The sequence below is a fragment of the Lactobacillus sp. B4007 genome, assembly GCF_026535895.1.
GTDB classification, from domain to species: Bacteria; Bacillota; Bacilli; order Lactobacillales; family Lactobacillaceae; genus Lactobacillus; species Lactobacillus panisapium.
The window spans coordinates 201,544-227,080 of sequence record NZ_JAFNPA010000001.1 but is presented as its reverse complement, the minus strand read 5'-3'; the positions used below and the strand labels follow the sequence as shown (position 1 = coordinate 227,080).

Genomic DNA, 25,537 nt, shown 5'->3' with positions numbered 1-25,537 from the left:
TATGACAAGAGTAGTAGTTACGGGAATGGGAGCTCTAACTCCCATTGGTAATGATTTAGCCAGCTTTCAAGCAGGTTTAAACAAACAACAAGTCGGTTTTGCGCCTATTTCCTATTTTGATGCCAGTTCTACTGGCGTAACCTTAGCTGGACAATTGAAGGATTTCGATCCTCTGAAGTATTTAGCTAAAAAAGATACGAGGAGGATGGATCGGTTTACACAATATGCGATGTATGCGACGGCGGAGGCCATTCAGCAAGCCGGTATTAATGAAGCAAATACCAATAGTGAACGTCTGGGTGTTATTTGGGGTAGTGGCATTGGCGGCTTGACTACGATTCAAGAACAGGTAATCAAGTGGCATGATAAAGGTCTTGACCGGGTTTCACCGATGTTTATCCCAACGGCGATTGCGAATATGGCCGCTGGCAACATTTCAATTAAATACAACGCGCAAGCAATCAGTACAACAATTGTTACGGCCTGCAGCTCAGCTACAAATGCAATTGGCGAAGCCTTTCGGCAAATAAAGGATGGTCATGCTGATGTCATGATTACTGGCGGATCGGAATCAGCAATTAATGAAAGCGGCATTGCCGGTTTTGCGGCAATTGCAACTTTGGCAACAGCGACAGATCCCCAAAGAGCCAGTATTCCGTTTGATCAGGACCGCTCTGGCTTTGTGATGGGTGAGGGTGCTGGTTCAATCATCCTTGAGTCATTGGAACATGCGCAAAAAAGGGGCGCTAAAATATGGGGCGAGATTGTTGGTTACGGAGTCAGTTCTGATGCTTACCATATTACATCGCCTGATCCTGCTGGTACGCAAGCAGCCCGCGCAATGAAGTTGGCGCTTACGGAAGGTAAAATTGCACCAGAACAGGTCGGCTATATTAATGCTCATGGTACAAGTACAAAGGCTAATGATATAGCAGAAGCAAAAGCAATTAACCAGGTCTTTGGAGCGGATAGCAATGTCCTCGTTTCAAGTACCAAGAGCATGACCGGTCACTTGCTAGGAGCTGCTGGTGCTGTTGAAGCTATTGCCACCATTTTGGCCCTTAATTCTGGTCAATTACCAGTTAATGTGGGGCTCAAGCAGCAAGATCCGCAGTGTGCAATCAATTTGGTTACTAAAAATAATTGCCACCAGCAGGTTGATTATGCCTTAAGTAATTCGTTTGGCTTTGGTGGTCATAACGGGGTAATTGCAATGAAAAAATGGGGTGATTAGATGAAATTTGCGGAAATTCAAGAATTAATCGCACAAATTGATCAAAGTGAAATTCAAAAGCTTGAGTTGGATTTTGAAGGTGGTCATATTTTAATTGATAAACGAGACATTGCTGACCAGCCGGTTCAGGTAACTGGTACAGGTGAAGAAGTTGCTAAGCAGGAGCAAGCTAGCCCCGCACTGCCGACAGCTTCAGCCAAGGCAGTCCCTGAATCTGCTAAACAAGCTACTGAGGTAAAAGCTAATACAGTACAAGTTAAGGCGCCACTGGTTGGTATCGTCTATTTGCAGCCAAGTCCCGATAAACCGCAATATAAAAAAGTTGGCGATCATGTTCAAAAGGGCGAAGTTGTTTGCTTGATTGAAGCGATGAAAATGATGACTGAGATCAAAAGCACTAGCAGTGGAACAATTACTGAAATCTTGGTGGCTAATGAAGAAGTGGTTGAGTACGATCAACCATTGATGACGATTATTCCTGATTAAAGGAGTGCAAATGATGAGTGAAAAAGAAACTAAGCAAACCTTATCAAGTCAGGAAATTCAGCAAATTTTGCCTCACCGCTACCCAATGCTCTTGATTGATCAAGTGCTTGATTATCGCCCGGGAGAATATGCCCATGCGCGCAAGAACACAACCATTAATGAAAGCTATTTTCAGGGTCATTTCCCCGGTAATCCCGTCATGCCCGGTGTATTAATTACCGAGGCTTTAGCGCAGACTGGAGCAGTTGCCTTGCTAACCATGCCGGAGTTTACTGGTAAAACCGTTTATTTTGGCGGAATAAAAAATGCCCGTTTTCGGGCTATGGTTAAACCGGGCGACACCCTAGATTTAACGGTTGAACTGGATAAATTGCGTGGCTCGGCCGGAATAGGACTAGCTAAGGCGACCGTTAATGGTAAAGTGGCATGCACGGCCGAATTAATTTTTGCCATACAGTAAAGTAGGATAAACATGTTTAGTAAAGTATTAATCGCTAATAGGGGAGAAATCGCAGTTCGTATCATTCATGCTTTACATGAGTTAGATATTACTGCGGTGGCAGTGTACTCAACTGCCGATAAAGACTCCCAACACGTCAAAGAAGCGGACGAGGCTGTCTGCATTGGTCAGCCTCAGCCGGCACAATCATATTTAAATATGCAAAACATTATTAGTGCGGCTCTTTTAACCGGAGCACAAGCTATTCATCCCGGCTATGGCTTTTTATCTGAAAGTTCGGAATTTGCCCAGATGTGTGCTGAATGTCACCTGGTTTTTATTGGACCGCAGGCCAAGACCATTTCGCTTATGGGAAATAAAGCCAACGCGCGGGAAACAATGCGGCAACATGGAGTTCCCGTTATTCCTGGCAGCACTGGTCCCGTTAAAGATGCCGCCCAAGCCCTAACTGTAGCTAACAAAGTTGGTTTTCCGGTAATGCTTAAGGCCGTTGCTGGTGGTGGCGGAAAAGGAATCAGGAAAGTTAAGCGTCCCGAGGATTTGCCACAGGCATTCAGTCAGGCCCAAGAAGAAGCAAAACTTTCTTTTGGCGATGATTCGATGTACCTTGAAAAAATCATTTCACCAGCCAAGCATATTGAGGTGCAGATTATTGCAGATCAAGCGGGCCACGTCGTAGCTTTGCCCGAGCGTGACTGCTCAATGCAGCGTAATCAGCAAAAAGTGCTTGAAGAAACGCCTTGTTCACAGATTAATGATCAAGAACGGCAATACTTGCAAAAGATTACGTCCAAGGCAATTAAGGCTATTCACTATGAAAATGTGGGAACAATTGAGTTCTTAATGGATCCAGCACATCATTTTTACTTTATGGAAATGAATACGCGTATTCAAGTTGAGCACTCGATTACTGAAGAAGTGGCACAAATTGATCTTGTTAAAGAACAGCTCCATATTGCTGCCGGGGATGATTTAAGTATTACCCAAGATGATGTCCACCTGCATGGTGCCGCCATCGAGGCCCGAATTAATGCCGAAGATCCACTTCACCATTTTCGTCCGCAAGCCGGTAAAATCAAGCAGATGTCTTTGCCCAGCGGCTTAGGTATCAGAATTGAGAGTGGTGTCAATAGTGGGGATCAAGTCTCACCTTTTTATGATTCCATGATTATTAAAATTATCGCTCATGCCGATAATCGTTCGCTGGCTATCAGACGCTTATTAGACGCCCTAAGTGAGTTTTCAATTACGGGTCTGAAAACTAACCGCGACTTTTTAGTTGCTTTATTAACCGATTCGGCTTTTCAAAGTGGTAACTACTTGACCACCTACATTGATCAACAGTTTTTACCTTATTATATTAAGCAGGAAAAAGAAAAAGCTGGCGCTAAGGAGGCTGTGACAGATGGCAATTAAGTTCTCTAAGCATCCTCACCACGCATTAGCCAACTACCAGGAAAATGTACCACAGGGAATCTTTCGGGTTTGTCCGCAGTGTAAGACCAAATTTTATTTTCGCAAATTGGGCAAATACCGGTTGTGTCCTAACTGCGGCTACGGCTTCCGGGTAACTGCCAGAACAAGGCTTAAAATGCTGACCAAAGAGTTTAGCGAATGGGATGAAACAATTGCGACAACTGATCCGCTGGCTTTTCCCCAATATCAAGCCAAAATTAAGCAAATGCAGACCAAAACTAAGCTTAAGGATGCCGTTTTAACTGGACAAGCTAAAATTGGTGGCTATGAAACGGCTCTTGGCATTATGGATCCTGATTTTATCATGGGAAGTCTAGGAAGTGCCACGGGTGAACGGATTACGAAAATGTTTGAGCGGGCAACCGCGGAAAAACTACCGGTTATCATGTTGACGGCTTCTGGTGGGGCTAGGATGCAGGAAGGAATTACTTCGTTAATGCAAATGGCCAAGATTTCTCAGGCAGTCAACCAGCACCGCGAAGCAGGACTGGTTTATATTGTAGTCATGATGGATCCGACAACTGGTGGGGTAACTGCCAGTTTTGCTTCCCAAGGTGATGTTATTCTTGCCGAACCCCATGCTTTGGTTGGCTTCGCTGGTCGGCGGGTAATTGAACAGACAATTAATAAAAAATTGCCGCCAAATTTTCAAAGTGCTGAAAATGCATTTGCTAACGGCTTTATTGATGCCATTGTGCCCCGAACTGAACAGAAAGAATGCCTAGAACAGCTATTGGCAATTTTTGCCGCTAAAAAGTGGGAGGGAGCGAGCTAATGGCAAATGACGAAATTACTGCCATCATGAATGGTGCCCGCAGTGATAGCAAAACCGACATGAACAAACTGGTAAAACAGCTCTTTCCCGATTTTTTCGAAATGCATGGTGACAGGGCAACCGGTGACGACGCCGCAATTATTGCCGGCTTTGCGACAATTAACGGCCGCAGTGTTGCCGTTATTGCAACCAATAAGGGGCAAGAACTGGACAAGCGGTTAGCGACGAACTTTGGTAGCCCGCTACCGTGTGGTTACCGTAAAGCTGACCGAATAATGAAAACTGCGGCTAGTTTGAACATTCCAGTGATTACATTATTAAATACACCTGGAGCATACCCAGGAGCTGACGCGGAAAAAAGTGGTCAGGGGCAAGTCATTGCCCAAAGCATTAGTGAGATGCTTCAGCTTAAGGTGCCGCTATTAACCGTTATTGTGGGTGAGGCTGGCTCCGGTGGCGCGCTTGCTTTGGCCTGCAGTGACGAAATTTGGATGCTTGAGCACAGTATGTATACCGTCTTGTCGCCAGAAGGCTTTGCCTCAATTATGTGGAAAGATGGTAAACTAGCTAGTCAAGCCGCCGAATTAATGCATATTGAGCCGCAGTGGCTGAAAGAACATGGTATAATTGAACGTGTTTTACCTGAAGACGTGTTAGCTCAGGATGCGGTTAAATTGCGGCAATTGCTTGCGCAAAAAATTGCCGCTTTTGCTAAATTGTCAGTTAATGAGTTGCTGACTAAGCGTAAGGCCCGCTTTCGGCAATTTTGAGTTTGCTTCAATTATGCTAGCAAGGGCCATAATTGCACTAAGTTGATTGCAACTAGGGTTTGCTTTACTGGCGAAAATCGGCTTTTTACTTTATAATAATGATAATAAGCAGTCGACTTCTGCTCGATTAAAAACTTTTAAGTTGGCCAGTTTGACTGTAAGATTTTAGCTAATCTAGATGGTTAGCTTTTTTTATTTAACAAACCGAGTTGCTGGTGCCAGCTTTTAGTTAAGATGAGGAATTTAAGTTAAGTCATGACTAAAGTAAAGATTGCGTTTACTAGTACAATTAAACAAGAAAAGGAAAGCGAAACTTTTCGCAAGTCTGGTACTGGAGAATTAACCGAGCATAATGGGATTACCCGTGTCTCTTATCTGGAAGACGGCGAAGTGCCCGTTAAGCTTTTAATTAAAGAAAATGATGTGATCATTAGACGTGGTGATTCTGCCAGTGATTATTCCCAACTCCATTTTAGTGTGGGCCAGAAAAAGGAATGTCGTTACGTAGCCCAAGGTTATCAGATGGATTTAACTAGTAGGGCTAAAATAATTAAATTTTTCCCTAAAATTGATGGATCTAGGGAACTTCACATTGAATATGACCTCTTTAGTGGTCTATACTTAGTAGGAAATTATACCGTCACGTTGATTTTTACTTAAACGCCTAGTAAAATAAGAAGGATTGTTAAAAGAGAGGAATGCAATTGTGGGATTAAACGACTTTAAAGACAAAAATCGTAATGAATTATCAATGATTGAAGTTGCTCGCGCAATTTTGGAAGATAACAATAAGAGAATGGCTTTTGCCGATATTGTTAATGAAGTACAAAAGTACTTGGGTGAGAGCGACGAGGAAATTCGGGAGCGTTTACCCCAATTTTACACTGACTTGAACACTAATGGTGAGTTCATTTCAATGGGTGAAAATGTTTGGGCTTTGCGCTCATGGTTTCCTTATGAGTCAGTTGACGAAGAAGTCAACCACCCTGAAGATGAGGATGAAGAAGATACCCGTGCTCACCATAAGAAGGTCAATGCTTTCTTAGCAAGTGCTACTGGTAGCGATGATATTATCGATTACGATAATGATGATCCAGAAGATGAAGATCTTGATGCTACCGCTGATGACGATGCTGACGACTTTGGCGAAGATGACGATTTCGTTGATACGGATGACGAAGATGATGAGGACTTGCCTGACGGTATCGAAGGTCAATTATCTGAATTAAATGATGATGACGATGAAGATGAATAATTTTTCTTGACTTCATGTCTGAAAATGATAGTATTTTACTTGGGCACCCTATGTGCGTTTATGCTCCCGCAAGGGAGCTTTTTTTATTTTTTATTTTTTGCAAAAGGAGTTTGGCTAATGACAAAATATATCTTCGTTACTGGCGGTGTTGTTTCTTCTCTGGGTAAAGGAATCACTGCTTCAAGTCTCGGCCGGTTGTTAAAGAATCGGGGCTTAAAGGTAACTATGCAAAAGTTCGATCCCTACATCAATATTGATCCAGGTACAATGAATCCTTACCAACACGGCGAGGTTTTTGTTACTGATGACGGTACTGAAGCGGACCTTGATTTAGGTCACTATGAGCGGATTGTTGACGTACGGACAAGTAAATATTCGAACGTAACAACTGGGAAAATTTACAAAGAAGTATTAGAAAAAGAACGTCGTGGTGATTATCACGGAGCTACTGTTCAGGTTATTCCGCACATCACGGACATGATTAAGCAAAAAATCATGCGGGCAGGGCTGACGACTGATTCTGATGTGGTTATTTCTGAAATTGGTGGTACGGTCGGTGATATCGAGTCGACCCCATTTATGGAGGCAATTAGACAAATGCGGCGCGAAGTTGGGGAAGAAAACGTGATGTACATTCACTGTACATTGGTACCTTACCTGCACGCTGCCCAAGAAATGAAGACTAAACCAACACAGCACTCAGTAGCCGAACTCCGTAGTATTGGTATTCAGCCTAACATGTTGGTTTTACGGGCAGAAATGCCAATTGACCAAGAACATAAGGACAAGATTTCTAACTTTACTGATGTTCCGGTTGACCGGATTATTGAATCCATCAACGCACCATCACTCTTTGACTTGCCACTAGCATTCCAAGAGCAAGGCATGGACCAAAAGGTTTGTGACTTCTTACACCTGCAAAGTCCGAAAAAGGAAGCTGATATGGCTGAATGGATTCGGCTTGATGAGCGGGTTAAGAACCTGAAGTACAAGACTAAGATTACTTTGGTTGGAAAATACGTAGAACTTGAAGATGCCTACATTTCAGTTACTGATGCCTTGAAGCACGCTGGTTATTCATACAACACCAATGTTGAAATTAATAAGGTGCAAGCAGAGGATATTACTGAAGATAATATTGCTGACTTTATGAAGGGCTCAGATGGATTAATCGTTCCTGGTGGCTTTGGTACGCGTGGCTTAGAAGGCATGATCACCGCGATTAAGTATGCACGGGAAAATGACATTCCATTCTTAGGTGTTTGCTTAGGAATGCAAATGGCAACGGTTGAATTTGCTCGTGATGTCCTAGGCTATCGTGATGCTAACTCAGTCGAAGCAGATCCTGAGACAACTCATAATGTAATTGATATCATGGCAGATAAGCGGGATGAAGAAAACATTGGTGGTACTTTGCGTCTTGGCTTATACCCAACTGCCTTAAAGCCTGGAACTAAGACTGCTGCTGCTTATGGTAACCAAGAAGTTATCCAAGAGCGTCACCGTCACCGTTACGAATTCAACAATGAATACCGTGAAGCATTTGAAAAAGCTGGTATGACTTTCTCTGGTGTTTCTCCAGATAATCACTTAGTTGAAGTAATTGAAATAACTAAGAACAAATTCTTCGTTGCTGCGCAATATCACCCTGAATTTTTGAGTAGACCACAAAGACCAGAAGGCTTATATAAGGCATTTATTGGTGCAGCTTGTGGATTACCAGAACAGAAATTGTAATGCGTGTAGTTGAATAATACAAAAATCTTAATTTTTAAGCAGGGAGGACAGAAGTCTTCTCTTGTTTTTTCTGTTAAATTCCTTTAACATTATTATGACTAATCGAAATAGAAAAGGATTTTTTCGCCAATGAAGCAAATGATAATTCATGGTGGAAAGCCCCTACAGGGTGATGTCTGGATTGGTGGTGCAAAGAATTCCACTGTAGCACTGATTCCGGCATCAATTTTGTCGCGTACACCGGTAACTTTGGAAGGCGTTCCGAGGATTGCTGATGTCGACAACTTAATGGACTTGTTAAATGAAATGGATGTTAAAAGTGATTTTCAGAAAACCACTTTGCATATTGATCCCGAGAACATTAAGATGAGCCCATTGCCAAGCGGTAAAATCAAGAGCTTGCGTGCTTCATATTATTTTATGGGTGCTCTTCTTGGCCGGTTTGGTAAGGCTGTTGTGGGCTTCCCTGGTGGGGATGATATTGGACCCCGCCCCATTGACCAACACATTAAAGGCTTTGAAGCCTTAGGCGCATGTGTCACAAATGAAAATGATCAAATAACAATTACGGCTCCCGCGACCGGTCTAAAGGGAACGACTATCCACTTAGAGATGCCGTCCGTTGGTGCGACGATGAACATTATTATGGCTTCAGTTACGGCACAAGGGCAAACAGTCATTGAAAATGCTGCTAAAGAGCCGGAAATAATTGATCTTGCGACTTTTCTTAACAACATGGGAGCAACCATTCGTGGTGCTGGGACCGACTCAATCAGAATTGAGGGCGTGGAAAAGCTGGAGGCCAGAGCCCCACATACAATTATTCCGGATCGAATTGAAGCTGGAACTTATATTTCACTTGCTGGCTGCATTGGTAATGGTATTTGTATTCACAACATCATTGAGGAACACCTAGATTCTTATTTAGCAAAAGTAGAGGAAATGGGTGTTGTGATTGATGCTGATGAGGATTCTCTGTATGTTTATCCTGCAGGTGATTTAAAAATGACACAGATCAAAACCGGTGCTTATCCTGGTTTTGCAACCGATCTGCAGCAACCGGTCACGCCACTTTTACTTACCGCTAAGACTGGCGAAGGGGTAATAATTGATCGTATTTACCCTAAGCGGGTTGGCCATATTGAGCAGTTGCGGAAAATGGGAGCTGACATCAAGGTTGAAGATGATATCATCCTCGTGCACCCAACTTCTAAATTGCATGGTGCAACAGTTTCCGCTGGTGAAATTCGGGCCGGTGCTTGTCTAATGATTGCCGGCCTAATGGCCCATGGTGAAACTATTATTAATAATGCTGGCAATATCTTGCGTGGTTATGACCGGGTTCAGGAAAAACTGCGTTTGCTCGGCGCTGATGTGACAATTCAAGATGTACCAGATAAATAAAAAACTGCGCTCTGTCGAATCTTCCAAAAGGGAAAGCAGATAGAACAGATAATTTAGGCATCAAGCTATTAGATAGCTTGGTGCTTTTTCTTTGCCCGAGCTGATCAAAAAATTTTCAACCCAGTCCTTTAATTGAAAACTATTTAGTCTGTCTCTTAGTGCTTGCTTAAATTAAACAACTAGCTTTTTAATATATTTGTAGTATTATATTCATAATAAATATTAACTTTATTGACGTATTCTGAACAGTTTTGATGCTCATCTAACTAAAAAAATAAATTTTACTTAGGGAAAAGTATTTTTGGTAATAATTGGAGAAATAAAAAATGAAGACAGGAATAAAAAAGGTAACTAAACTTGCTGTGATTAAAGCATTTTGTGGGATTGCCAATTCAACAATTTTACCAGCAAGCGATGTAGCTGCAGCAACTACGGTCAGGGCACCATATTCAACAGCGAAAAAATGGACTACAAAGTTAGCAAAAGCTGGCTATGTCTTTGAATTGCCGAATGCTGAAAAAGGGGCGCTCTATCATCAATCAGGAAAACCTTATCGGCAAAAAACGCTTAAAAAGATTGTTAAAAATCAGACACTTTTTAAGGTTAAACGTGTTAATAAGATTCATAATGGTGTATCTGTTGACTTAGTGTCGAAGAATGGCAAGTACAAGGGCAATACGGTATACATTAATGGTATCTTAAATCACAACTCAAAAATAAAAGAACTTCAGCCACTAATTAAAGCAGCATTACGGGTAATGGATGCTAGAGTGCTTAAGCAGGCTGAGCAAATTGCCACTGGATTAACAGGGAAAAACAAGCAGATTGCGTTAACCTCAATCAAGCAGCTAAAGGAATTTATTAAATATGGCACAATGGCTGAAACACCGGATCTTTTGATTGGTAGCTGATCAGACAAAAACAGTAATGCTGGAAATAATTAATATAGGCGAGTCCATCATTTATTTTAAAAGACTTGAAGAATATCTCTTCAAGTCTTTTTTTAATTTTTTCACACTAGCCAAGATGATTCACACTTTGAAATTATAAAAATTTTTTGTTTAATTACAAGGTAGAGTAAATGAACTAATCCTAAAGCTAAAACATTAATCTCTTATTTAAGAACGTGTTTTCACAGTAAATGAGCGTGAAAAAATCAGCTGAAGTGTTAATTACATAAGTTACAATAATTATGAAATCGGTTTATAACAAAATGATGAACTAGAAAAAGAGGCTAGTATGTTAAAAGAAAAGATTTTGAAATACTTAGATGTTCAAACTAAAACTATTGATTTGGATCACCTTGGTAATCAGTTTACGGCTGGAGGTATTGCTAATAAGCTCAAGGCGAAGCGTAATACAGTGAGCTTATATTTAAATCAATTAGTTAACGAACACAAGCTAATCAAGATTCGAACACGACCCGTTCATTTTATCCACAGAGCAAGATTTGAAAAAGACAATTTTAAATTGAAAACTAGTGTATACCAATCAGTAGCTCAAATTGAAAAAGAAAATGATCAAAAGGATCTTTTGAAGAGTTTTACCCAAATAAATCCTAGTCTAAAAGAAAGCATTGAACGAGTGAGAGCTGCGATCTTATATCCAAATGGTGGCCTTCCTTTGCTTATTACCGGAGAAAGTGGCACCGGTAAAAGCTATTTAATAGGCTTAATTGCAAAGTTTTGCCGAATGCATAAATTAATAAAGAAAGATGCACCATTTATTACTGTTAATTGTGCTCAGTATGCGGATAATCCAGAATTGCTAACCAGTAATTTATTTGGTTATAAAAAAGGTGCGTTTACGGGTGCCGATGAAGATCACCCAGGAGCCTTTCTCGAGGCTGATGGCGGAATTCTATTTTTGGACGAAGTTCATCGTCTTGGACCTAAGGGGCAAGAAAAGCTTTTTACTTATCTAGATAGTGGACTAATTTATCCGGTGGGAGAAACTAAAAAGGGCAAAAGGGTTAGTGTCAGACTATGTTTTGCGACCACAGAAGATCTAGAAACTGGTTTTTTGACAACTTTCATGAGAAGGATTCCCGTGAAAATCACTTTGCCGTCTTTGAGTCAAAGGAGTAAGGAAGAACGACTCAATTTAGTTTATACCTTATTGAACAATGAACAAAAGAAAATTGCAAAGCCCTTATTAGTCAGTGATCAGGTTCTGGATATGCTAGCTAACTATCAACCAGCTGGAAACATTGGAGATCTTAAAAACGCAGTTAAACTGACAATTGCACAAGCTAATGCAGAGCAAAAAGATAAAGATAATATTTCTTTAACTGCCTATAATTTACCTGCTAACGTTTTAATAAAAAGTAAAAGAGAATCGTATCTTACTCCAGCAAAAGCAGTAAAAATAACTAATGAGACGGCAATTGACGATTTGATTGCCCGTAATTTTCCGGAAAAGAAAATTTTTCTTCATAGCTTAGAGCAGCTGCTTACCATTTATGAGCAAAATGGCAGTAATTTAAATAAATGTGAATCAAAACTAAAACAAGTAGTATATCAATTATTTGATACGATGCTATTTGAAAAGGACAACAGTAAGCAAATTCCACTGCTATCTTACGTCATTAATAGTGTTAAGCGTCTATTTGACCAGTTAAAAAATGCATATCAATTAAAGATAAGCGGCAACGCTATCTATGCAATTAGCTACTATTTATTTGAACGCCAGAAAATTCAATGGGGGACTGCCGATGTTAAAAATAAACCTGCTTTACAAAAATTAAAAAAGGATGTTCAGAGGCGTTATTCAGATGTCTATCTTTATGTAACTAAACTGATTAGTCTGATTAAGGGTAACTTGGACATTGAACTGAATGAAGCCGACTATATTTTTCTAACCATTTATTTAAATAAATTGGAAATTATTACTAAAACCGGACTGGGTAAGGCAATTGTAATTTCTCATGGTTACGCTACAGCAGGAAGTATTGTAAACGTAGTTAATCGTCTTTTGGGTGTTCATACATTGGACGCCTTCGATATGCCTATTAATGTTAGTACCCAGCAGATTGCTAATCAGATTATTGACTATAGTGAAAATAATGATATCACGCATGGTTTGATTATTCTAGTAGACATGGGCTCCTTAAAAGAAATTGAAACGCTGTTTCCCCGACAAATTAACGCGCCAATTTTGTTAATGAATAATGTTTCGACGCTGCTAGCTCTTACTGTTGGTGAAAGTATTTTAAAGAAACGCAGTTTTCGTGAAATAAGCAAATTAGCGAAAGAAACGAGTAAATTAGACATCAAACTGACTTATCCTGAAAAGCATAAGCAAAAAGCCATCTTGACTACCTGTTATTCTGGTATTGGTACCGCTACCCATGTGGCACGCCTTTTGGAACGTTGCTTGCCTGACAACAAAAAAATTAAGATTATTCCTTATGATTATCAAGCCCTGAAAGATTATCATAAAGTCCAAGTCGTTAAAAAAATGTATGACATTATTGGAATAATTGGTACAGAAAATCCAGAAATTGATGGTTTGGACTTTATCTATTTAGAAAAAATCCTCTCCGATAAGGGAACAGCTAAGCTCAGAAACTGGTTGGGATTAGTGTTTACTGGAAAAGAGATCGATACCATTTCAAATAATCTTGTTAAGAATTTTTCTTTGGAGCAGACAATAAACATGGTTACAATTCTTGATGTTCCTAAGGTTATCGAAAATATTACTATTTGTATCCAAGAACTAGAGCGGCGATTTTCCTTATCTTTATCTAATCAAAAGAAATTTACGTTATATGTTCACGTCAGTTATCTGATTGAACGTCTAATCAGAAAAGAGGGTAACAACATTAATCTTGAATTTGAAAAGGAATTTATCAAGCGACATATGAATGATCTAGATAAAATTAAAGCCGCTTTTAGTGTGATTAGTGATAATTATAATGTGAAAATCCCCACTTCAGAGCTAATTTATGTTGATCAAATTATTTTTAATTCTACTGAAAAGGCATAGAGCGCAATAATTTATGCTCCTTTTTTAAAAGATCTCATTTACTTGGCACAAAAATTGCTAAGTAGAAAGTAAGTTAAATATTTTTGATAACTATGAGGAGGATTTATAGTGAACGTACAGTTTTGGCAAATAGCACTAATTGTGTTATATGGCTTCTTTATTAATTACGACAAGAACGGCTCAATGCTGGGAACGTCGCAACCAGTTGTCGCTGGTTTTCTGGTTGGATTAATTTTGGGCGATATCAATACTGGTTTGTATATTGGTGGAACTCTGCAATTAATGACACTGGGTATTTCAAGTTTTGGAGGTGCATCAGTACCTGACTATCAAACAGCTGCTTTAATTGGTACTTATATTGCGATTACCACTGGTCAGAAAGCTGCGATTGGAATCACATTGGCTATTCCAGTTGCAATGCTAATGGTTGAACTAGACGTTTTAAAGTGGACTGTCAATATTTACTTTCAAAATCGGGCTGAAAGATATGCGGACGAAGAAAAATACAATAAAATTGAACTTATGCAGCTTTGCGGTGTATTTACTACAATGCTTGTTTCAGGGTTGCCTGTTTTGTTAACAGTTATTGCTGGACCAACATTAGTTAAGAGCATAATTGCTTTTATTCCGCAATGGGTAACTGGAGGTCTTACGGTTGCCGGTAATTTGCTGCCAGCACTCGGAATTGGTTTATTATTGCGTTATTTACCTGTTAAAAGCTATTTTGGTTATTTAGTAATTGGGTTTATTGCAGCTGTTTACCTAAAGATGACTATCTTAGGAATTGCTTTAGCAGGTGCAGCCGTTGCACTTATTTTATATAGAAGAAACAATGAAGAATTGAATACAACTCAAACTATTGGGGGCGTAAATGACGATGAATGAGCAAGTTAGTAACAGAACAAAAAACCGTGTTTTATTTAGATGGATTTTAAATGGTGGGGCATCACTAAACTATGAAAAAATGATGGGGCTATCATATACATATTCAATGTTACCGTTTTTAAAAGAAAACTATAAAGACGATCCAAAAGGACTGAAAGAATCTGTCAAAACTCATTTGCAATTTTTTAATACTAATCCTTATTTAGCTCCCTATGTTTTAGGGATGAACATTGAAATTGAGGAACAGGAAAAAGAGAGTAGTTTAAAGACAATAGCAGGTTTAAAAACAGGTCTTATGGGTCCGTTAGCTGGTTTAGGAGACAGTGTTTTTGTAGTTATTCCTTGGACAATTTTTGGCGCAATTGCCGCAAATATGGCATTGAGTGGCAGTCCAATAGGAATATTTCTCTGGTTTATTGTCACTTGGTTTCTGCGTGGATTGGGAATTCCATTGTATAAAGCCGGAATGAAATCAGGGACAAGCCTGTTAACCTCTATTGAAACTAAAATGAAACTGATCACGGAAAGTGTTTCTATTTTAGGTTTGATGGTTGTTGGTGGCCTAATTCCAACAGTTGTAAAGCCAAATTTAGCGCTTAGTTTTAAGCAAGGTTCTTTAAAATTAACGGGTAACCAAATTTTGGATCAGATTATGCCGGGCTTATTACCAGCAGCCCTGGTATTTGGCGTATATTACCTATTAGGTAAAAAAATTAAGCCAATTTATATTATTTTAATCATCATTGTATTATCAGTTGGCTTGTATGTTCTTGGAATTATGAAATAGAAACCTAATAAAAGGAGAACTTTAAATATGGAAGGAATAGTTCATATTAGAATTGATGATCGTTTGATACATGGTCAAGTAGCAACGTTATGGACAAATGAGTTAAGCATAACAAGAATAATGGTTGTGAATAATGAGGTTGCTGCTAATGAGGTACAAAAAACTATGCTTAGGATAGCTGCTCCATCTAACGTCTCAACCTCATTAATTTCGGAAGAAAAAGCCGTCACAAATATAAAAGGTGGAAAATACAAGGGGCAAAGGGTACTAATGATAGTTAAAGATCCAGAAACTATTATTAAACTTATAGACAGTGGCTTAGATATTAAAAAAATAAATGTCGGCAATATGTCGACCCGAGAAAATACACATCATATTAAGCCGAGCGTAAGCATTACCCCGGAAGAAGAAAAAGCTTTTCATCAACTACTAGATCGTGGTGTAGAAATTACGGCAATAATGGTTCCGACTGATAAAAAGGTGTATTTAAAAGACATAATTTAGTTATAAAGGGGAGAAAAGAATTGTTTAAAATTATTATTGCCTCACATGGCTGCTTGGCCGAAGCGATGAAAAAGTCCGTAAAGCTTTTCTTTCCTCAAGAAAACGATCTTGTTACGGCAAGTATAGGTGAGGATGGATTAGTTCCTTTTCAAGCTCAATTAGATAAAATTTTTGACAACTTGAAGGGACAAAATGTATTGTTTTTGGTCGACTTATCATATGGAACACCATTTAATGAAATTGTTAAAAGAATGTCTCTTCTTGGAAAAGACTCTGATATTTTAGCTGGGGTAAGCATGGCAACCTTAATAGAGGCAATAAACTTGCGCAATCAAAAAATGGAAATTAAGAAAGTCGTTCCTAAATTGATTGAAGCAAGTCAATTGCAAAGTTATTCTGATAGGTTGGCAACTGTCGGAAATGATGATGACGAATAAAGATAATAAAAGTAGTAAATTTTGACTACTTTTATTATTTATTTCATGTAAATAATTGAAAGTAAAAAGATATTTATGAAGTTAATTGATAAAGCAAATGAGACTTTAAAAAGCAATAACATTCCTAGGTATAAGTTCCATTTGACTGCTAACTCGGGCTGGTCTAACGATCCCAATGGGTTAATTTATTTTAAAAATCATTATCATGTTTTTTTTCAAAATAATCCGTTTGCCCAGAATACTAGCCAAATTTTCTGGGGGCACTTTGTTTCCACTAATCTGATTAAATGGAAACAAGTAAAATTCGCGTTAGCCCCTAATCAGGAATATGATGCCGATGGCTGCTTTTCTGGTAGTGCTATTGTTATCAAAAATAAATTAATTTTAGTTTATACTGGTCATAAAAAAATTGCAGATTCTTATTTGGAAACAGTTTGTCTGGCTGAAAGCGAAGACGGAATCCAGTTTAAAAAAATAACCAATAATCCAATAATTCTTCCAAATTTTGAAAATAATACTAAGCGATTCAGAGACCCTAAGATTTTTTCTCAATCCGGTTTTTACTATATTTTAATTGGCGGTGAAAGCCGCAAGAAAAAGGGACAATTACTTTTGTATAGAAGCAAAAGTATTTATCAAGGTTGGGAATATATCGGTAAAGTTGAAAATAAAAGCTCTGATTTTGGTAATATGATTGAATGTCCTGATTATTTTGACATTGCAGATAGGACAGTAATTATTGGCTCACCTAAAGGAATTAAAACAAGCGAAAAGCATGGCTTTGACGCCTGTTATTACATTGAGAAGTTTAATTTTAATAATGGTCAGCTGCCACTTGGCAAAAAGCTTGATTATGGCCGGGATTTTTATGCGCCTCAAACTTTGTATAATCCACTCAATAATGAAAGGCTATTAATTGGCTGGTTCGGATTGCCTGGAGAACAAGAAAAAGAATCAGAATATCATTTTAATAGTATTGGGGCATTAACGATACCCAGAAAAATATCTGAGAGAGATGGTATTTTGATAACCGAACCGGCTTCAGAATACTTAAAGCTTCGACGTGGACACAACAAAAAAGTAGAAAAAAATAAACAATACTCGGTACAGTCTGAATTTACTTTTAGTAACATAACAAACTCATTTTCATTAAGAATATTTTCAAAAAAAGCAGAATATTTTTTGAAGTTTGAGAACAATGTTTTGATAGTAAGAATTACTGATATGATCGAAGAACGCGTAGATAAAGTTGTTGGCCTAAAGCAAATCAACTTTTTAGATCTGTTTATTGACAATGGTTTAACAGAACTTTTTATTAATAAAGGTGAAAAAGTAGTTAGTAACAAATGCGAGTTTATGTCAAAAACTATAAAAATTGATACCGATTGGTCAGATAAAGTGATAGGCTTAAACTATAGTTTAAAATCAATTTACGAGTAAAAAAGGAAAACTAAATGTTATTAGGATCAATTGAAGCTGGCGGTACTAAATTCGTGTGTGCGGTCGGCAATGAAAATTATCAGATTAAAGATGAAACTACCTTTCCGACCACAACGCCTTCCGAAACATTGCAGAAGACGGTCGATTACTTTGAAAAATTTCCGGTAGATGCGATCGGAATTGCATCATTTGGTCCGATTGAAGTCCGCAAGACTGCGCCCAATTATGGCTTTATTACTGATACACCAAAAGCTGGCTGGAGTAATACTGACTTTGTCGGTTTCTTGCAAAAATCTCTTAAAGTACCAATGTATTTCACAACTGATGTTAATGGTTCTGCTTACGGTGAATATGTGATGTCATTGTTGTCAAACGACGACATTGATTCACTAGTTTACTATACTATCGGAACGGGTGTCGGTGGCGGTGCCATTATTAATGGCAAACTAATTGGCTCTTTAGGCCATCCAGAAATGGGTCACGTTAAATTAAAGCGTCATCCAGATGATCTTGCTTTTGCTGGCGTTTGCCCGTTTCACCAAGATTGCTTAGAAGGTTTAGTATCTGGTCCCACATTTGAAGCACGATTGAACAAATCAGGAAAAGATGTCCCGTTATCTGACCCCGTTTGGGATATTATGAGCTATTACGTTGCGCAAGCTGCTCTTCAAGTAACACTGATTTTGCGCCCTGACAAAATTGTTTTTGGCGGCGGGGTAACCAGTGAAGCATTCTTGCAAAAGGTTCGGCTTGACTTTGCTAAGTTGTTGAATAACTACATTCATGTCCCTAAACTTGAAGAGTACATTGTTTTGCCTGCAATTGATAATAATGGTTCGGCAACAGTTGGCGATTTCGCCCTAGCCAAGCGGCTATTAAGAGAATAATTTAAGGTAATATTTAAAGGCTTGAGTTTCTTACTCGAGCCTTTTTTGATTGGAAAAAAGTAAAGACTTACTGAAGCCGAACTTCCGTGACAAATCTAAGATTGCTAAAAAAATAACCACTAGCTATTCTGAATAATTTATCAATCCTTTTTAATACTTTTATGCCTTTACTTTGCAGCGAATTTTAATGAAAAATGGACCAAGGATAATGTCATTTATTCCTTAGCACAAAATATTAAGAGTGGGTCAGAGTATCAATTTGCAAGATCTTTTTAGCGCTATTGTTAGGTAATCATTTTGGTGAAAGTGGTGACGGTGATGAACTAATAAAAAAGTCTGGCTTCACCGTAGCTAACCTGGTTCAAACTTACTTAAAAATTTGCGAAAAAACAGATTGATGTTAACAATGCATAGATGACAATATAAAAAATAAGCTGCAGAGTTCATATAAAAATGAATTCCGCAGCTTATTTTGTTTTTCAATGAGTTTCAGTTTTAATTAAAAAGATTAATCCAATAAATCAAACTTCAACGTAGCTAAGTTGTGTCCTTCGTTAACCATGTTGCCGAGCAGTTCAATTGTGTTGTTGTATACTTGATCGGCCATCTTTTGGTTAGCTTCGGTTAGAGCTTCTTCGACTGCTTTACCTGAAAGACCAGCAACTTTTTTATCAGTTTCATGTTGAATGAAGTGGCATTGAGCCAATGATTTTTGCTCAAAATCATTTTCTAATTCGCCGTAAACTTTAAAGTTAGTGTCACCAAGTTGAGCAGTCAGCTTGTTTAACCAGAAAATCTTGTTCAGGTCAAACTTAGGACCAGTTTGGAAGCTAGCAGGTGTGTCATTAACGTTGGTATAGAATGGGACAAAACTATTAAAGGTATTTGGACCAAAGCAAAGCCATTGCACACCAGCAATTTCTTCTGGCACGTCGTTTCTAACTTGTAAAATATGTGTTTCAAAATTACGGTTCAAGGCAATTGGCCGGTAAGTCTTCTTTTGTTCAGGTGTACCTTGGTCGCCATATGGATCAAATGGGGTATCTTGATAGTGTGAACTTTCAACAAAGCAAATGTCCTCGATGCTGATCTTGCGGTTAGCATGGCAAATGAATGGTTGATCTTGATCGCTAGGCTTGCCGCCAAACTCAGGATCAAAATAATTGTGAACAAACCAAGCACGTGGGTTGTTGTAATGTGCGTCCTTGATGGTAGAACTACCAAAGATGTGGCGCATGTTGTAGCCTTCACGGTCAGGGTTTAAATGGTACTCGTCAATTAGACTCTCAAGTTTGTCATCAGTCATAAAACCGTCTTGACCAAAGTGGAATTCATCAATGTTCAAGCGGTTAGGAGCAACAACATATGCATCATCAGGAATTCGGCGAGCAATCCAGTGGTGGCCACCAATTGTTTCAAGGTACCAAATTTCATCATGATCAGCAAAAGCCATCCCGTTCATTTCGTAGGTACCATATTTTTCTAGCAAGTAGCCGACACGCTTAACACCGTCAAGTGCGCTATGGATATAAGGCAAGGTTAGGGTAACAAAATCTTCTTCGCCCAGTCCGCCTTCACTAACTAGTGGATCAATTCCTTGAATGCGGGAATTTGTTGTAATTGTTTCAGTCGCGGTCATTGCAATGTTATCGGAGTTGATTCCGGCTGCTGCCCAAATACCACTTTCACCAGAAACATCCGGTGCGCTGGTATAACGCATAGGAGTTTCAGCTAAATCCTCATCATCAATTTTTTGGTGACTGATGACACTTTCATAGTGCTTAGGTTGTTTTTCAGGAGTAACTAGTTCGAAGCCCTCAGGGATAATTTCGCGTCCGCCATCTTCACTTCTGGCAATCATTGCTGAGCCATCAATTGAAGCATTTTTACCGACAAGAATTGTCGTACATTCAGCTTTTTTCATTTAATCTGTCCTTTCAAATTTACTTAACCTATATTGTATTAAAAAAAGTAGTGAGTTGGCAAAGAAATACGTAATCTTAAGCCTAAATTATTCATTCACTCGACCTGGTTAAAATTTTCTTATCCAAAAGGCTGCTTTACCTACTTGCTAATTGATGTTAAACATGTTTTACTAAAAGTGTCAAATATGTTTGACAAGGAGAAGAAACGTGAAAAATAAAATTGCCAAGCTGCGCAAACAGCAGCGCTATTCACAGGCCCTACTTGCGCAGGCAGCAAATGTAACGCGGCAAACGATTAATGCAATTGAAAATGATAAGTATGATCCGTCCCTTGGTTTGGCCTTTAAACTGGCTAAGACTTTAGGCGTGACGGTCGATGAATTGTTTTGTCCGGGAGAAAAAGAAAATGAAAAAGATGATTAACACAAAAAAGAACATTATTGTGAGTGCTGCAATCGAAACTTTCGTTTTGGCTTTATTTGTTTTGGAGGCCTGCTTAAGTAATATCTCTATTTCTGACCAATTGATAATGATTGTGCTCTTTAGTTTATGCTTGGTCATCCTAGGCGTGAGACAGGCAAAGTACAAAATCAAACAGGTAAAAATTCTAGATTGGAAAAGCGACAGTTATCCGATTGACATGTCTCATAATGATGAGCGTGAATGGAGTTTGATGCTGCGCGCGCATTATATCGCTAATCGGATGACTGCAGTATTACTGGTTGTGCTATTAGCCCTATTAACGGTGATTAATAAATTGCCTTCACAAAAAATTGTTCTGCCTGTTTCGGCTAATGTCTTAGGTATTCTGCTAATTACAATCACGATCTTAGTTAATGAGTGGGCCTATGCCTTTGCTTATTGCTATATGGACCGCTAACAGTTAGCTTTTTGACCAAATAAAAAACCTGAAACTCGTCTTTCAGGTTTACTAATTTAGCTATTTAGGCAAAAAAGTCTGTTTTTAATGATTAAACTTTAATTTTTTAAGTTGTGCACTACCAGATAAAATGAAACTGATAAAAAGAAAAATTAATCCAATTGTGTTTAATTTAGTTTTCTCAATTAGATTGCTGCCGGTCTGCGGTAATTTGCTGCCATAAGTAAGTGTATATTGCTTATTAATGGTCGGTTCAAAATGCTGATCTTTCTCCCTAATTGTAGCCATTGCCTGGATTGGTGCTTTATGCAGCTTGGCATTTTTGCCGTCAGAATCAGAGTTAGGCTTTTCAGCTTGAACTTGCTCGCTAGGACTAGTTAGGTCATTAGTATTCTCTGGCGCATTAGATTGAGAATTTTGTGCTTGAACTGTTTTAGAAGTGGCAGGCGATAAGTTAACGGCGCGAAGAGGACTGCTGTCATTAGTGGCTTTTTGATTAGCGGCAAAGCCTTGCTGATAAGGTTGGCTTTCTTGTGCTAGATGAGGCATATTTGCTTCAGCTTGTTTCTCGGTATTTGCGGCACTATATCCGTCAAGTAAGTCCTGGGACGAATTAGCAGCAGCTTGCTTTATTTGATTAGTATTGCTAATTTGCTTTTGCAATAAATGAAGTTGATGATGGATCCGTTTGAACTGCTTGTTAGTCGTGCGCAGTTTCTTTTGTAAAGTAGCGATTTGCTCTGCTCGCTTTTTCTTACCCGGATCATTAGTCTCAGTTTTAACCCTTGCCAGGTTGGCCTTAAGGGCTGCTATTTTATGACGCACTTTTTTTAATTGCTTTTGGTACTTTGTTTGTTGCGCTAACAAATGATTAATAGTGTCCTTTTTTTGGTTAGTTTGTAAGTCCGTTTTTGCTTGCTCAAGTTCGTGCTCATGCGGTGCTAATTCACTAAAATTGCTGTCAGATACTTGCGCGGCCATGATAATAGTCGTATTATTCAGTGCAAAAACTAATAGGGTGGTAGTTAGGGTAAAAATAATGGCCATGATAATGCGCATTCCTGTAACCTCTTTTTTATCCATCTTAACTTCCTTTCATTTGGCTAAATAGCAATACCTTTTCACTTGTATTATAAAGCTAATCAGATTAATTTTACTAAATTATGCTTATAAGTATATTTAAATCTCATTATAGAATAGCTTAGCAAAATAAGTCTTGTATGTACCAAAATTTGCCTAAATGAAAAAATAATTTACGATTCAGGGTGATATTATGAAAACAAAACAGATAATTCAAGCCAAATTAGAGGCTGAGCTAAGTCAAATTACGCATCAATCATTAAATAGTACATTTGTTGGTTATAGTAAAAAATTGCAGCAACAAGTATTTGTTAAAGTATTTCCACAGAAAAACAAGTTTATTACCGAAAAGGCGGTCAACCAGCAGCTGTACCCACACCGAGTTCTAACTAGTTTTACGATTACCGCTGCACAGCAATTGTATGTTTTAGTGATGAAAGATTTAGCTCCAATTGACTTAAAGCTGCCGGTAACTGCTGAACTGGCTTACGTAATGGGAGTCAAGCTAGCTGAATTTCACCAGAAGGTAAAACCATTTGCAGGAATTTATCCTAATAATAATTTGTTTGCAAAAGCTGAGTACGATATTGCGCAGCTGCAGGAATCAACCATTAAAGCGCGGTTGCAGTTGCTTTTGAGGGACCTTTCTTCATTGCAACCTACTATTGAGTCAGATTTACTTCACTATTCAACTACTGTTCTTCATGGTGATGTAGGTGTTCGTAATTACAAAATAATTAACGGCGAACCGAAGTTGATTGATTTTGAACGCGCAAGAATGGGCGTGAATTACCAAGATTTTATCAAACTGTTTTACCAAGATTTTGGCTTAAACAAAGAGCTGATTACTTCTTTTGTTAACGGTTATAAATCTTCGGGTGAGACGATAACAGCAAGTCCTAGCACGCAGGTATTTTTACTTTTGCTTACTGCTATTGGCATTATGAGCTATACCGCCAAAATTTCTGATCCTCCTTTTCAACGTGTTGGTGAAAAGATACTTGATACGGTAGAACTCTTTTTAAAACGAATGAATTCATCGAGTACCATACCTATTAATGAAGGAAACAGTTCAATTCCCGAGCTAATCGCATTGATTGCTAGGGATTAGCCCTATTTTTTAAGTAAAAAAAACACCTTCGCATTGTCGAAGATGTTTTTGCGTAAACAAATCATATTTAAGGGAAAATGTTTGGTTTACGAGATATTTGCAGTTTGAGTTTTCGTTGTTGTATGTTGTCGTTTTTCACCTCCTTTAAGTAGTAAATTTAAGATTGTGGCCGATAAACTAGTAATCACAATCCCGTTACTCAAAAAGAGTTGCACCGTAGCTGGCAAGTTTTTAAAGAACTGAGGGTAAATGGTTACACCTAAGCCTAGGCCAACGGATATGGCAATAATTAAAATGTTGTTGTTATCGCTTAAATCGACTTTGGTCAATGTCTTAATTCCTTGAACTGCAATCATCGTAAACATAACTAGCATTGCGCCGCCAAGTACGGGTGTTGGAATAATTGTTACCAGGGCACCGATTTTGGGTAAAAGCCCCATTGCCATTAGTAAGCCAGCTGCCCAGTAAATTGGCCGCTTGGTCTTAATTCCCGAAAGCTGTAACAGTCCAACATTTTGGGAAAAGGTAGTATAGGGAAAGGCGTTAAACAAACCACCGAAAATTTGGGCCAATCCTTCGGCTCTGTAGCCTTTTTTGAGATCATCTTCTGTTATATTGTGGCCAAGTAAATCACCAGTAGCAAAGAAAACGCCGGTCGATTCGATCATTGAAACAAGCGCAATAATGATCATCGTTAGGCTGGAAGACCATTCAAATTTAGGAATACCGAAGTAAAACAGCTGGGGCAAATGAAACCATGAGGCATCAATTACTGGCTGGAAGGAAACTAGTCCCATCAAAGAAGCAATAATTGTACCGGCGATTAACCCGATTAAAACTGAAATTGAACGTAAGAACCCTTTTGTCCAAATTTCCAATGCTAAAATGATGAACATTGTGCAAAAGGCTAAAAACAAATTTTGCCCACTACCAAAGTTCTTGGCAGTAGCATCGCCACCGCCCATATTTTGGATAGCTACTGGGATTAGGGTTAGGCCAATTGTCGTAATTAACGTTCCAGTGACTACTGGCGGAAAGAACTTTTTGATTTTGGCAAAAAGACCAGAAATAAGAATTACGAAAATACCGGCAACGATAATTGCCCCATACATGTCGTTAATTGAAAACTTCTGTCCAATCATCTGCAAGGGCGCAACTGCTTGGATAGCACAGCCTAAGATAACGGGAAAACCAATGCCAAAATATTTATTGCGCACAAGCTGCAATAAGGTGGCGAGTCCGCACATGAAGATATCAATGGAAACCAAATAAGTCATTTGTTCAGCATTAAATTTTAGTGCTGAGCCGATTAGTAGTGGAACTGCAACTGCTCCAGAATACATTGCCAATAAATGTTGTAACCCTAGAACCGCCGCTTTTTGTTGACTAACTTCTTTTTGTGCCATTATTTTTCACCCATAAAATGTACTTGGTTGTCTCTAAGACTTGCAATATTGGCGAGAGCTTCCATACGGTAGCCGTGCTCTTTAATCCAAGAACTGCCTCCTTGGAAATTTTTAGCAACAACAATACCGATGCCAGCAATATTGGCTTTTGCTTGCTTAGCGATACTAATCATGCCCTTGACTGCTTCACCATTGGCTAAAAAGTCGTCAATAATCAGCAGATTGTCATCTTCATAGAGAAATTTTTGCTCAACGCAGATTTGGTTGGTTACTTTTTTGGTGTATGAATAAACATCGGCCCAGTAGACCGCGTCGTTCAGCGTAGCTGGCTTTTTCTTACGGGCAAAAACCATGGGCACATGCAATTCATAAGCGGCCATCACGCCCGGTGCGATGCCAGATGCCTCGCAAGTTAGGACCTTGGTTACGCCACTATCTTGAAAAAGCCGGGCAAATTCTTGTCCAACAGCCATCATTAGTTCTGGATCTACCTGGTGGTTTAAAAAAGAGTTGATTTTTAGGACATTCCCAGGCAAAACTTCACTATCACGACGAATGCGGTCTTCTAATAACTTCACAATTTCCTCCTTGAAAAAATAAAAGGGCCTTTT

The 25,537-nt window shown here is 38.8% G+C and carries 25 protein-coding genes; 21 read left to right on the top strand and 4 right to left on the bottom strand.

All coding sequences use genetic code 11. From position 1 onward, the window contains the following. Window position 1 precedes the first annotated feature (1 nt). The 18 genes from fabF (at window position 2) to scrK (ending at window position 18,524) form a co-directional block, all read left to right on the top strand. A complete protein-coding gene (gene fabF / locus J3U54_RS01135; RefSeq protein ID WP_267384616.1) occupies window positions 2–1,234 on the top strand; it encodes a beta-ketoacyl-ACP synthase II in 1,233 nt (410 codons plus the stop codon). Next, window positions 1,235–1,720 carry an acetyl-CoA carboxylase biotin carboxyl carrier protein gene (gene accB / locus J3U54_RS01130; protein WP_267384614.1) on the top strand — a complete coding sequence of 162 codons (486 nt, stop codon included), beginning with the start codon at window positions 1,235–1,237 and terminating at the stop codon, window positions 1,718–1,720. A gap of 13 nt (window positions 1,721–1,733) precedes the next feature. Then, complete coding sequence (gene fabZ / locus J3U54_RS01125) at window positions 1,734–2,180, top strand: 3-hydroxyacyl-ACP dehydratase FabZ (RefSeq protein WP_103752294.1); 447 nt, start codon at window positions 1,734–1,736, stop codon at window positions 2,178–2,180. A gap of 12 nt (window positions 2,181–2,192) precedes the next feature. Beyond that, window positions 2,193–3,596: an acetyl-CoA carboxylase biotin carboxylase subunit gene (locus J3U54_RS01120; RefSeq protein ID WP_103752295.1), complete on the top strand. Its 1,404-nt coding sequence runs from the start codon at window positions 2,193–2,195 to the stop codon at window positions 3,594–3,596. Then, on the top strand, window positions 3,586–4,431 hold the full coding sequence (locus J3U54_RS01115; protein ID WP_323848290.1) for an acetyl-CoA carboxylase carboxyltransferase subunit beta: 846 nt from the start codon (window positions 3,586–3,588) through the stop codon (window positions 4,429–4,431). Before J3U54_RS01120 ends, J3U54_RS01115 begins: the two co-directional genes overlap by 11 nt. Continuing rightward, window positions 4,431–5,201, top strand: a complete 771-nt coding sequence (gene accA, locus J3U54_RS01110) for a carboxyltransferase subunit alpha (protein ID WP_103752297.1) — start codon at window positions 4,431–4,433, stop codon at window positions 5,199–5,201. The genes J3U54_RS01115 and accA overlap by 1 nt, the downstream gene beginning before the upstream one ends. A gap of 255 nt (window positions 5,202–5,456) precedes the next feature. Beyond that, window positions 5,457–5,861 (top strand): DUF1934 domain-containing protein, encoded by a 405-nt coding sequence (locus J3U54_RS01105; RefSeq protein ID WP_103752298.1) that lies wholly within the window; start codon window positions 5,457–5,459, stop codon window positions 5,859–5,861. A 46-nt stretch (window positions 5,862–5,907) separates the two neighbouring features. Further along, on the top strand, window positions 5,908–6,456 hold the full coding sequence (gene rpoE, locus J3U54_RS01100) for a DNA-directed RNA polymerase subunit delta (RefSeq protein ID WP_103752299.1): 549 nt from the start codon (window positions 5,908–5,910) through the stop codon (window positions 6,454–6,456). A gap of 117 nt (window positions 6,457–6,573) precedes the next feature. Then, window positions 6,574–8,193, top strand: a complete 1,620-nt coding sequence (locus J3U54_RS01095) for a CTP synthase (protein ID WP_103752300.1) — start codon at window positions 6,574–6,576, stop codon at window positions 8,191–8,193. A 129-nt stretch (window positions 8,194–8,322) separates the two neighbouring features. After that, entirely contained in the window at window positions 8,323–9,597 is a 1,275-nt protein-coding gene (locus J3U54_RS01090; RefSeq protein WP_103752301.1) for a UDP-N-acetylglucosamine 1-carboxyvinyltransferase, read from the top strand. A gap of 326 nt (window positions 9,598–9,923) precedes the next feature. Next, window positions 9,924–10,508 carry a hypothetical protein gene (locus tag J3U54_RS01085; RefSeq protein ID WP_103752302.1) on the top strand — a complete coding sequence of 195 codons (585 nt, stop codon included), beginning with the start codon at window positions 9,924–9,926 and terminating at the stop codon, window positions 10,506–10,508. A 328-nt stretch (window positions 10,509–10,836) separates the two neighbouring features. Further along, window positions 10,837–13,584 carry a sigma 54-interacting transcriptional regulator gene (locus J3U54_RS01080; protein ID WP_103752303.1) on the top strand — a complete coding sequence of 916 codons (2,748 nt, stop codon included), beginning with the start codon at window positions 10,837–10,839 and terminating at the stop codon, window positions 13,582–13,584. 108 nt (window positions 13,585–13,692) lie between these two features. After that, window positions 13,693–14,469, top strand: a complete 777-nt coding sequence (locus J3U54_RS01075) for a PTS mannose/fructose/sorbose/N-acetylgalactosamine transporter subunit IIC (RefSeq protein ID WP_103752304.1) — start codon at window positions 13,693–13,695, stop codon at window positions 14,467–14,469. After that, entirely contained in the window at window positions 14,462–15,256 is a 795-nt protein-coding gene (locus tag J3U54_RS01070) for a PTS system mannose/fructose/sorbose family transporter subunit IID (RefSeq protein WP_220235464.1), read from the top strand. Before J3U54_RS01075 ends, J3U54_RS01070 begins: the two co-directional genes overlap by 8 nt. A gap of 27 nt (window positions 15,257–15,283) precedes the next feature. Further along, window positions 15,284–15,760 (top strand): PTS system mannose/fructose/N-acetylgalactosamine-transporter subunit IIB, encoded by a 477-nt coding sequence (locus J3U54_RS01065; protein WP_103752306.1) that lies wholly within the window; start codon window positions 15,284–15,286, stop codon window positions 15,758–15,760. A gap of 20 nt (window positions 15,761–15,780) precedes the next feature. Continuing rightward, window positions 15,781–16,197: a PTS sugar transporter subunit IIA gene (locus J3U54_RS01060; RefSeq protein ID WP_103752307.1), complete on the top strand. Its 417-nt coding sequence runs from the start codon at window positions 15,781–15,783 to the stop codon at window positions 16,195–16,197. A gap of 75 nt (window positions 16,198–16,272) precedes the next feature. Continuing rightward, window positions 16,273–17,637: a glycoside hydrolase family 32 protein gene (locus J3U54_RS01055; protein ID WP_267384601.1), complete on the top strand. Its 1,365-nt coding sequence runs from the start codon at window positions 16,273–16,275 to the stop codon at window positions 17,635–17,637. Window positions 17,638–17,651: 14 nt separating this feature from the next. Continuing rightward, on the top strand, window positions 17,652–18,524 hold the full coding sequence (gene scrK, locus J3U54_RS01050) for a fructokinase ScrK (protein WP_103752309.1): 873 nt from the start codon (window positions 17,652–17,654) through the stop codon (window positions 18,522–18,524). Between the two features lie 508 nt (window positions 18,525–19,032). Here the strand turns inward: scrK and J3U54_RS01045 are convergent. Beyond that, window positions 19,033–20,448 carry a C69 family dipeptidase gene (locus J3U54_RS01045; RefSeq protein WP_103752310.1) on the bottom strand — a complete coding sequence of 472 codons (1,416 nt, stop codon included), beginning with the start codon at window positions 20,446–20,448 and terminating at the stop codon, window positions 19,033–19,035. Between the two features lie 208 nt (window positions 20,449–20,656). On the opposite strand from J3U54_RS01045, the gene J3U54_RS01040 reads away from it, so the two are divergent. Continuing rightward, entirely contained in the window at window positions 20,657–20,872 is a 216-nt protein-coding gene (locus J3U54_RS01040) for a helix-turn-helix transcriptional regulator (RefSeq protein ID WP_103752311.1), read from the top strand. Beyond that, window positions 20,856–21,329, top strand: coding sequence for a hypothetical protein (locus tag J3U54_RS01035; RefSeq protein WP_267384594.1), 474 nt, complete (start codon window positions 20,856–20,858; stop codon window positions 21,327–21,329). Before J3U54_RS01040 ends, J3U54_RS01035 begins: the two co-directional genes overlap by 17 nt. A gap of 84 nt (window positions 21,330–21,413) precedes the next feature. Here J3U54_RS01035 and J3U54_RS01030 read toward each other — a convergent pair whose 3' ends face one another. After that, window positions 21,414–22,412, bottom strand: a complete 999-nt coding sequence (locus tag J3U54_RS01030; RefSeq protein WP_267384592.1) for a hypothetical protein — start codon at window positions 22,410–22,412, stop codon at window positions 21,414–21,416. 190 nt (window positions 22,413–22,602) lie between these two features. Here J3U54_RS01030 and J3U54_RS01025 point away from each other — a divergent pair, with 190 nt between their 5' ends. Then, window positions 22,603–23,520 carry an aminoglycoside phosphotransferase family protein gene (locus J3U54_RS01025; protein WP_267384590.1) on the top strand — a complete coding sequence of 306 codons (918 nt, stop codon included), beginning with the start codon at window positions 22,603–22,605 and terminating at the stop codon, window positions 23,518–23,520. Window positions 23,521–23,606: 86 nt separating this feature from the next. Here J3U54_RS01025 and J3U54_RS01020 read toward each other — a convergent pair whose 3' ends face one another. Both J3U54_RS01020 and J3U54_RS01015 read right to left on the bottom strand, forming a co-directional pair. Beyond that, a complete protein-coding gene (locus J3U54_RS01020; protein ID WP_267384588.1) occupies window positions 23,607–24,926 on the bottom strand; it encodes a nucleobase:cation symporter-2 family protein in 1,320 nt (439 codons plus the stop codon). Further along, window positions 24,926–25,504 carry a xanthine phosphoribosyltransferase gene (locus J3U54_RS01015; RefSeq protein WP_267384586.1) on the bottom strand — a complete coding sequence of 193 codons (579 nt, stop codon included), beginning with the start codon at window positions 25,502–25,504 and terminating at the stop codon, window positions 24,926–24,928. Before J3U54_RS01015 ends, J3U54_RS01020 begins: the two co-directional genes overlap by 1 nt. Window positions 25,505–25,537: the final 33 nt, after the last annotated feature.

What these genes read in the sequence shown, in the direction of transcription:
- fabF (WP_267384616.1), top strand. Translation starts at nt 2, where the DNA reads ATGACAAGAGTAGTAGTTACGGGAATGGGAGCTCTAACTCCCATTGGT.
- accB (WP_267384614.1), top strand. Translation starts at nt 1,235, where the DNA reads ATGAAATTTGCGGAAATTCAAGAATTAATCGCACAAATTGATCAAAGT.
- fabZ (WP_103752294.1), top strand. Translation starts at nt 1,734, where the DNA reads ATGAGTGAAAAAGAAACTAAGCAAACCTTATCAAGTCAGGAAATTCAG.
- J3U54_RS01120 (WP_103752295.1), top strand. Translation starts at nt 2,193, where the DNA reads ATGTTTAGTAAAGTATTAATCGCTAATAGGGGAGAAATCGCAGTTCGT.
- J3U54_RS01115 (WP_323848290.1), top strand. Translation starts at nt 3,586, where the DNA reads ATGGCAATTAAGTTCTCTAAGCATCCTCACCACGCATTAGCCAACTAC.
- accA (WP_103752297.1), top strand. Translation starts at nt 4,431, where the DNA reads ATGGCAAATGACGAAATTACTGCCATCATGAATGGTGCCCGCAGTGAT.
- J3U54_RS01105 (WP_103752298.1), top strand. Translation starts at nt 5,457, where the DNA reads ATGACTAAAGTAAAGATTGCGTTTACTAGTACAATTAAACAAGAAAAG.
- J3U54_RS01095 (WP_103752300.1), top strand. Translation starts at nt 6,574, where the DNA reads ATGACAAAATATATCTTCGTTACTGGCGGTGTTGTTTCTTCTCTGGGT.
- J3U54_RS01090 (WP_103752301.1), top strand. Translation starts at nt 8,323, where the DNA reads ATGAAGCAAATGATAATTCATGGTGGAAAGCCCCTACAGGGTGATGTC.
- J3U54_RS01085 (WP_103752302.1), top strand. Translation starts at nt 9,924, where the DNA reads ATGAAGACAGGAATAAAAAAGGTAACTAAACTTGCTGTGATTAAAGCA.
- J3U54_RS01080 (WP_103752303.1), top strand. Translation starts at nt 10,837, where the DNA reads ATGTTAAAAGAAAAGATTTTGAAATACTTAGATGTTCAAACTAAAACT.
- J3U54_RS01070 (WP_220235464.1), top strand. Translation starts at nt 14,462, where the DNA reads ATGAATGAGCAAGTTAGTAACAGAACAAAAAACCGTGTTTTATTTAGA.
- J3U54_RS01065 (WP_103752306.1), top strand. Translation starts at nt 15,284, where the DNA reads ATGGAAGGAATAGTTCATATTAGAATTGATGATCGTTTGATACATGGT.
- J3U54_RS01055 (WP_267384601.1), top strand. Translation starts at nt 16,273, where the DNA reads ATGAAGTTAATTGATAAAGCAAATGAGACTTTAAAAAGCAATAACATT.
- scrK (WP_103752309.1), top strand. Translation starts at nt 17,652, where the DNA reads ATGTTATTAGGATCAATTGAAGCTGGCGGTACTAAATTCGTGTGTGCG.
- J3U54_RS01045 (WP_103752310.1), bottom strand. Translation starts at nt 20,448, where the DNA reads ATGAAAAAAGCTGAATGTACGACAATTCTTGTCGGTAAAAATGCTTCA.
- J3U54_RS01035 (WP_267384594.1), top strand. Translation starts at nt 20,856, where the DNA reads ATGAAAAAGATGATTAACACAAAAAAGAACATTATTGTGAGTGCTGCA.
- J3U54_RS01030 (WP_267384592.1), bottom strand. Translation starts at nt 22,412, where the DNA reads ATGGATAAAAAAGAGGTTACAGGAATGCGCATTATCATGGCCATTATT.
- J3U54_RS01025 (WP_267384590.1), top strand. Translation starts at nt 22,603, where the DNA reads ATGAAAACAAAACAGATAATTCAAGCCAAATTAGAGGCTGAGCTAAGT.
- J3U54_RS01020 (WP_267384588.1), bottom strand. Translation starts at nt 24,926, where the DNA reads ATGGCACAAAAAGAAGTTAGTCAACAAAAAGCGGCGGTTCTAGGGTTA.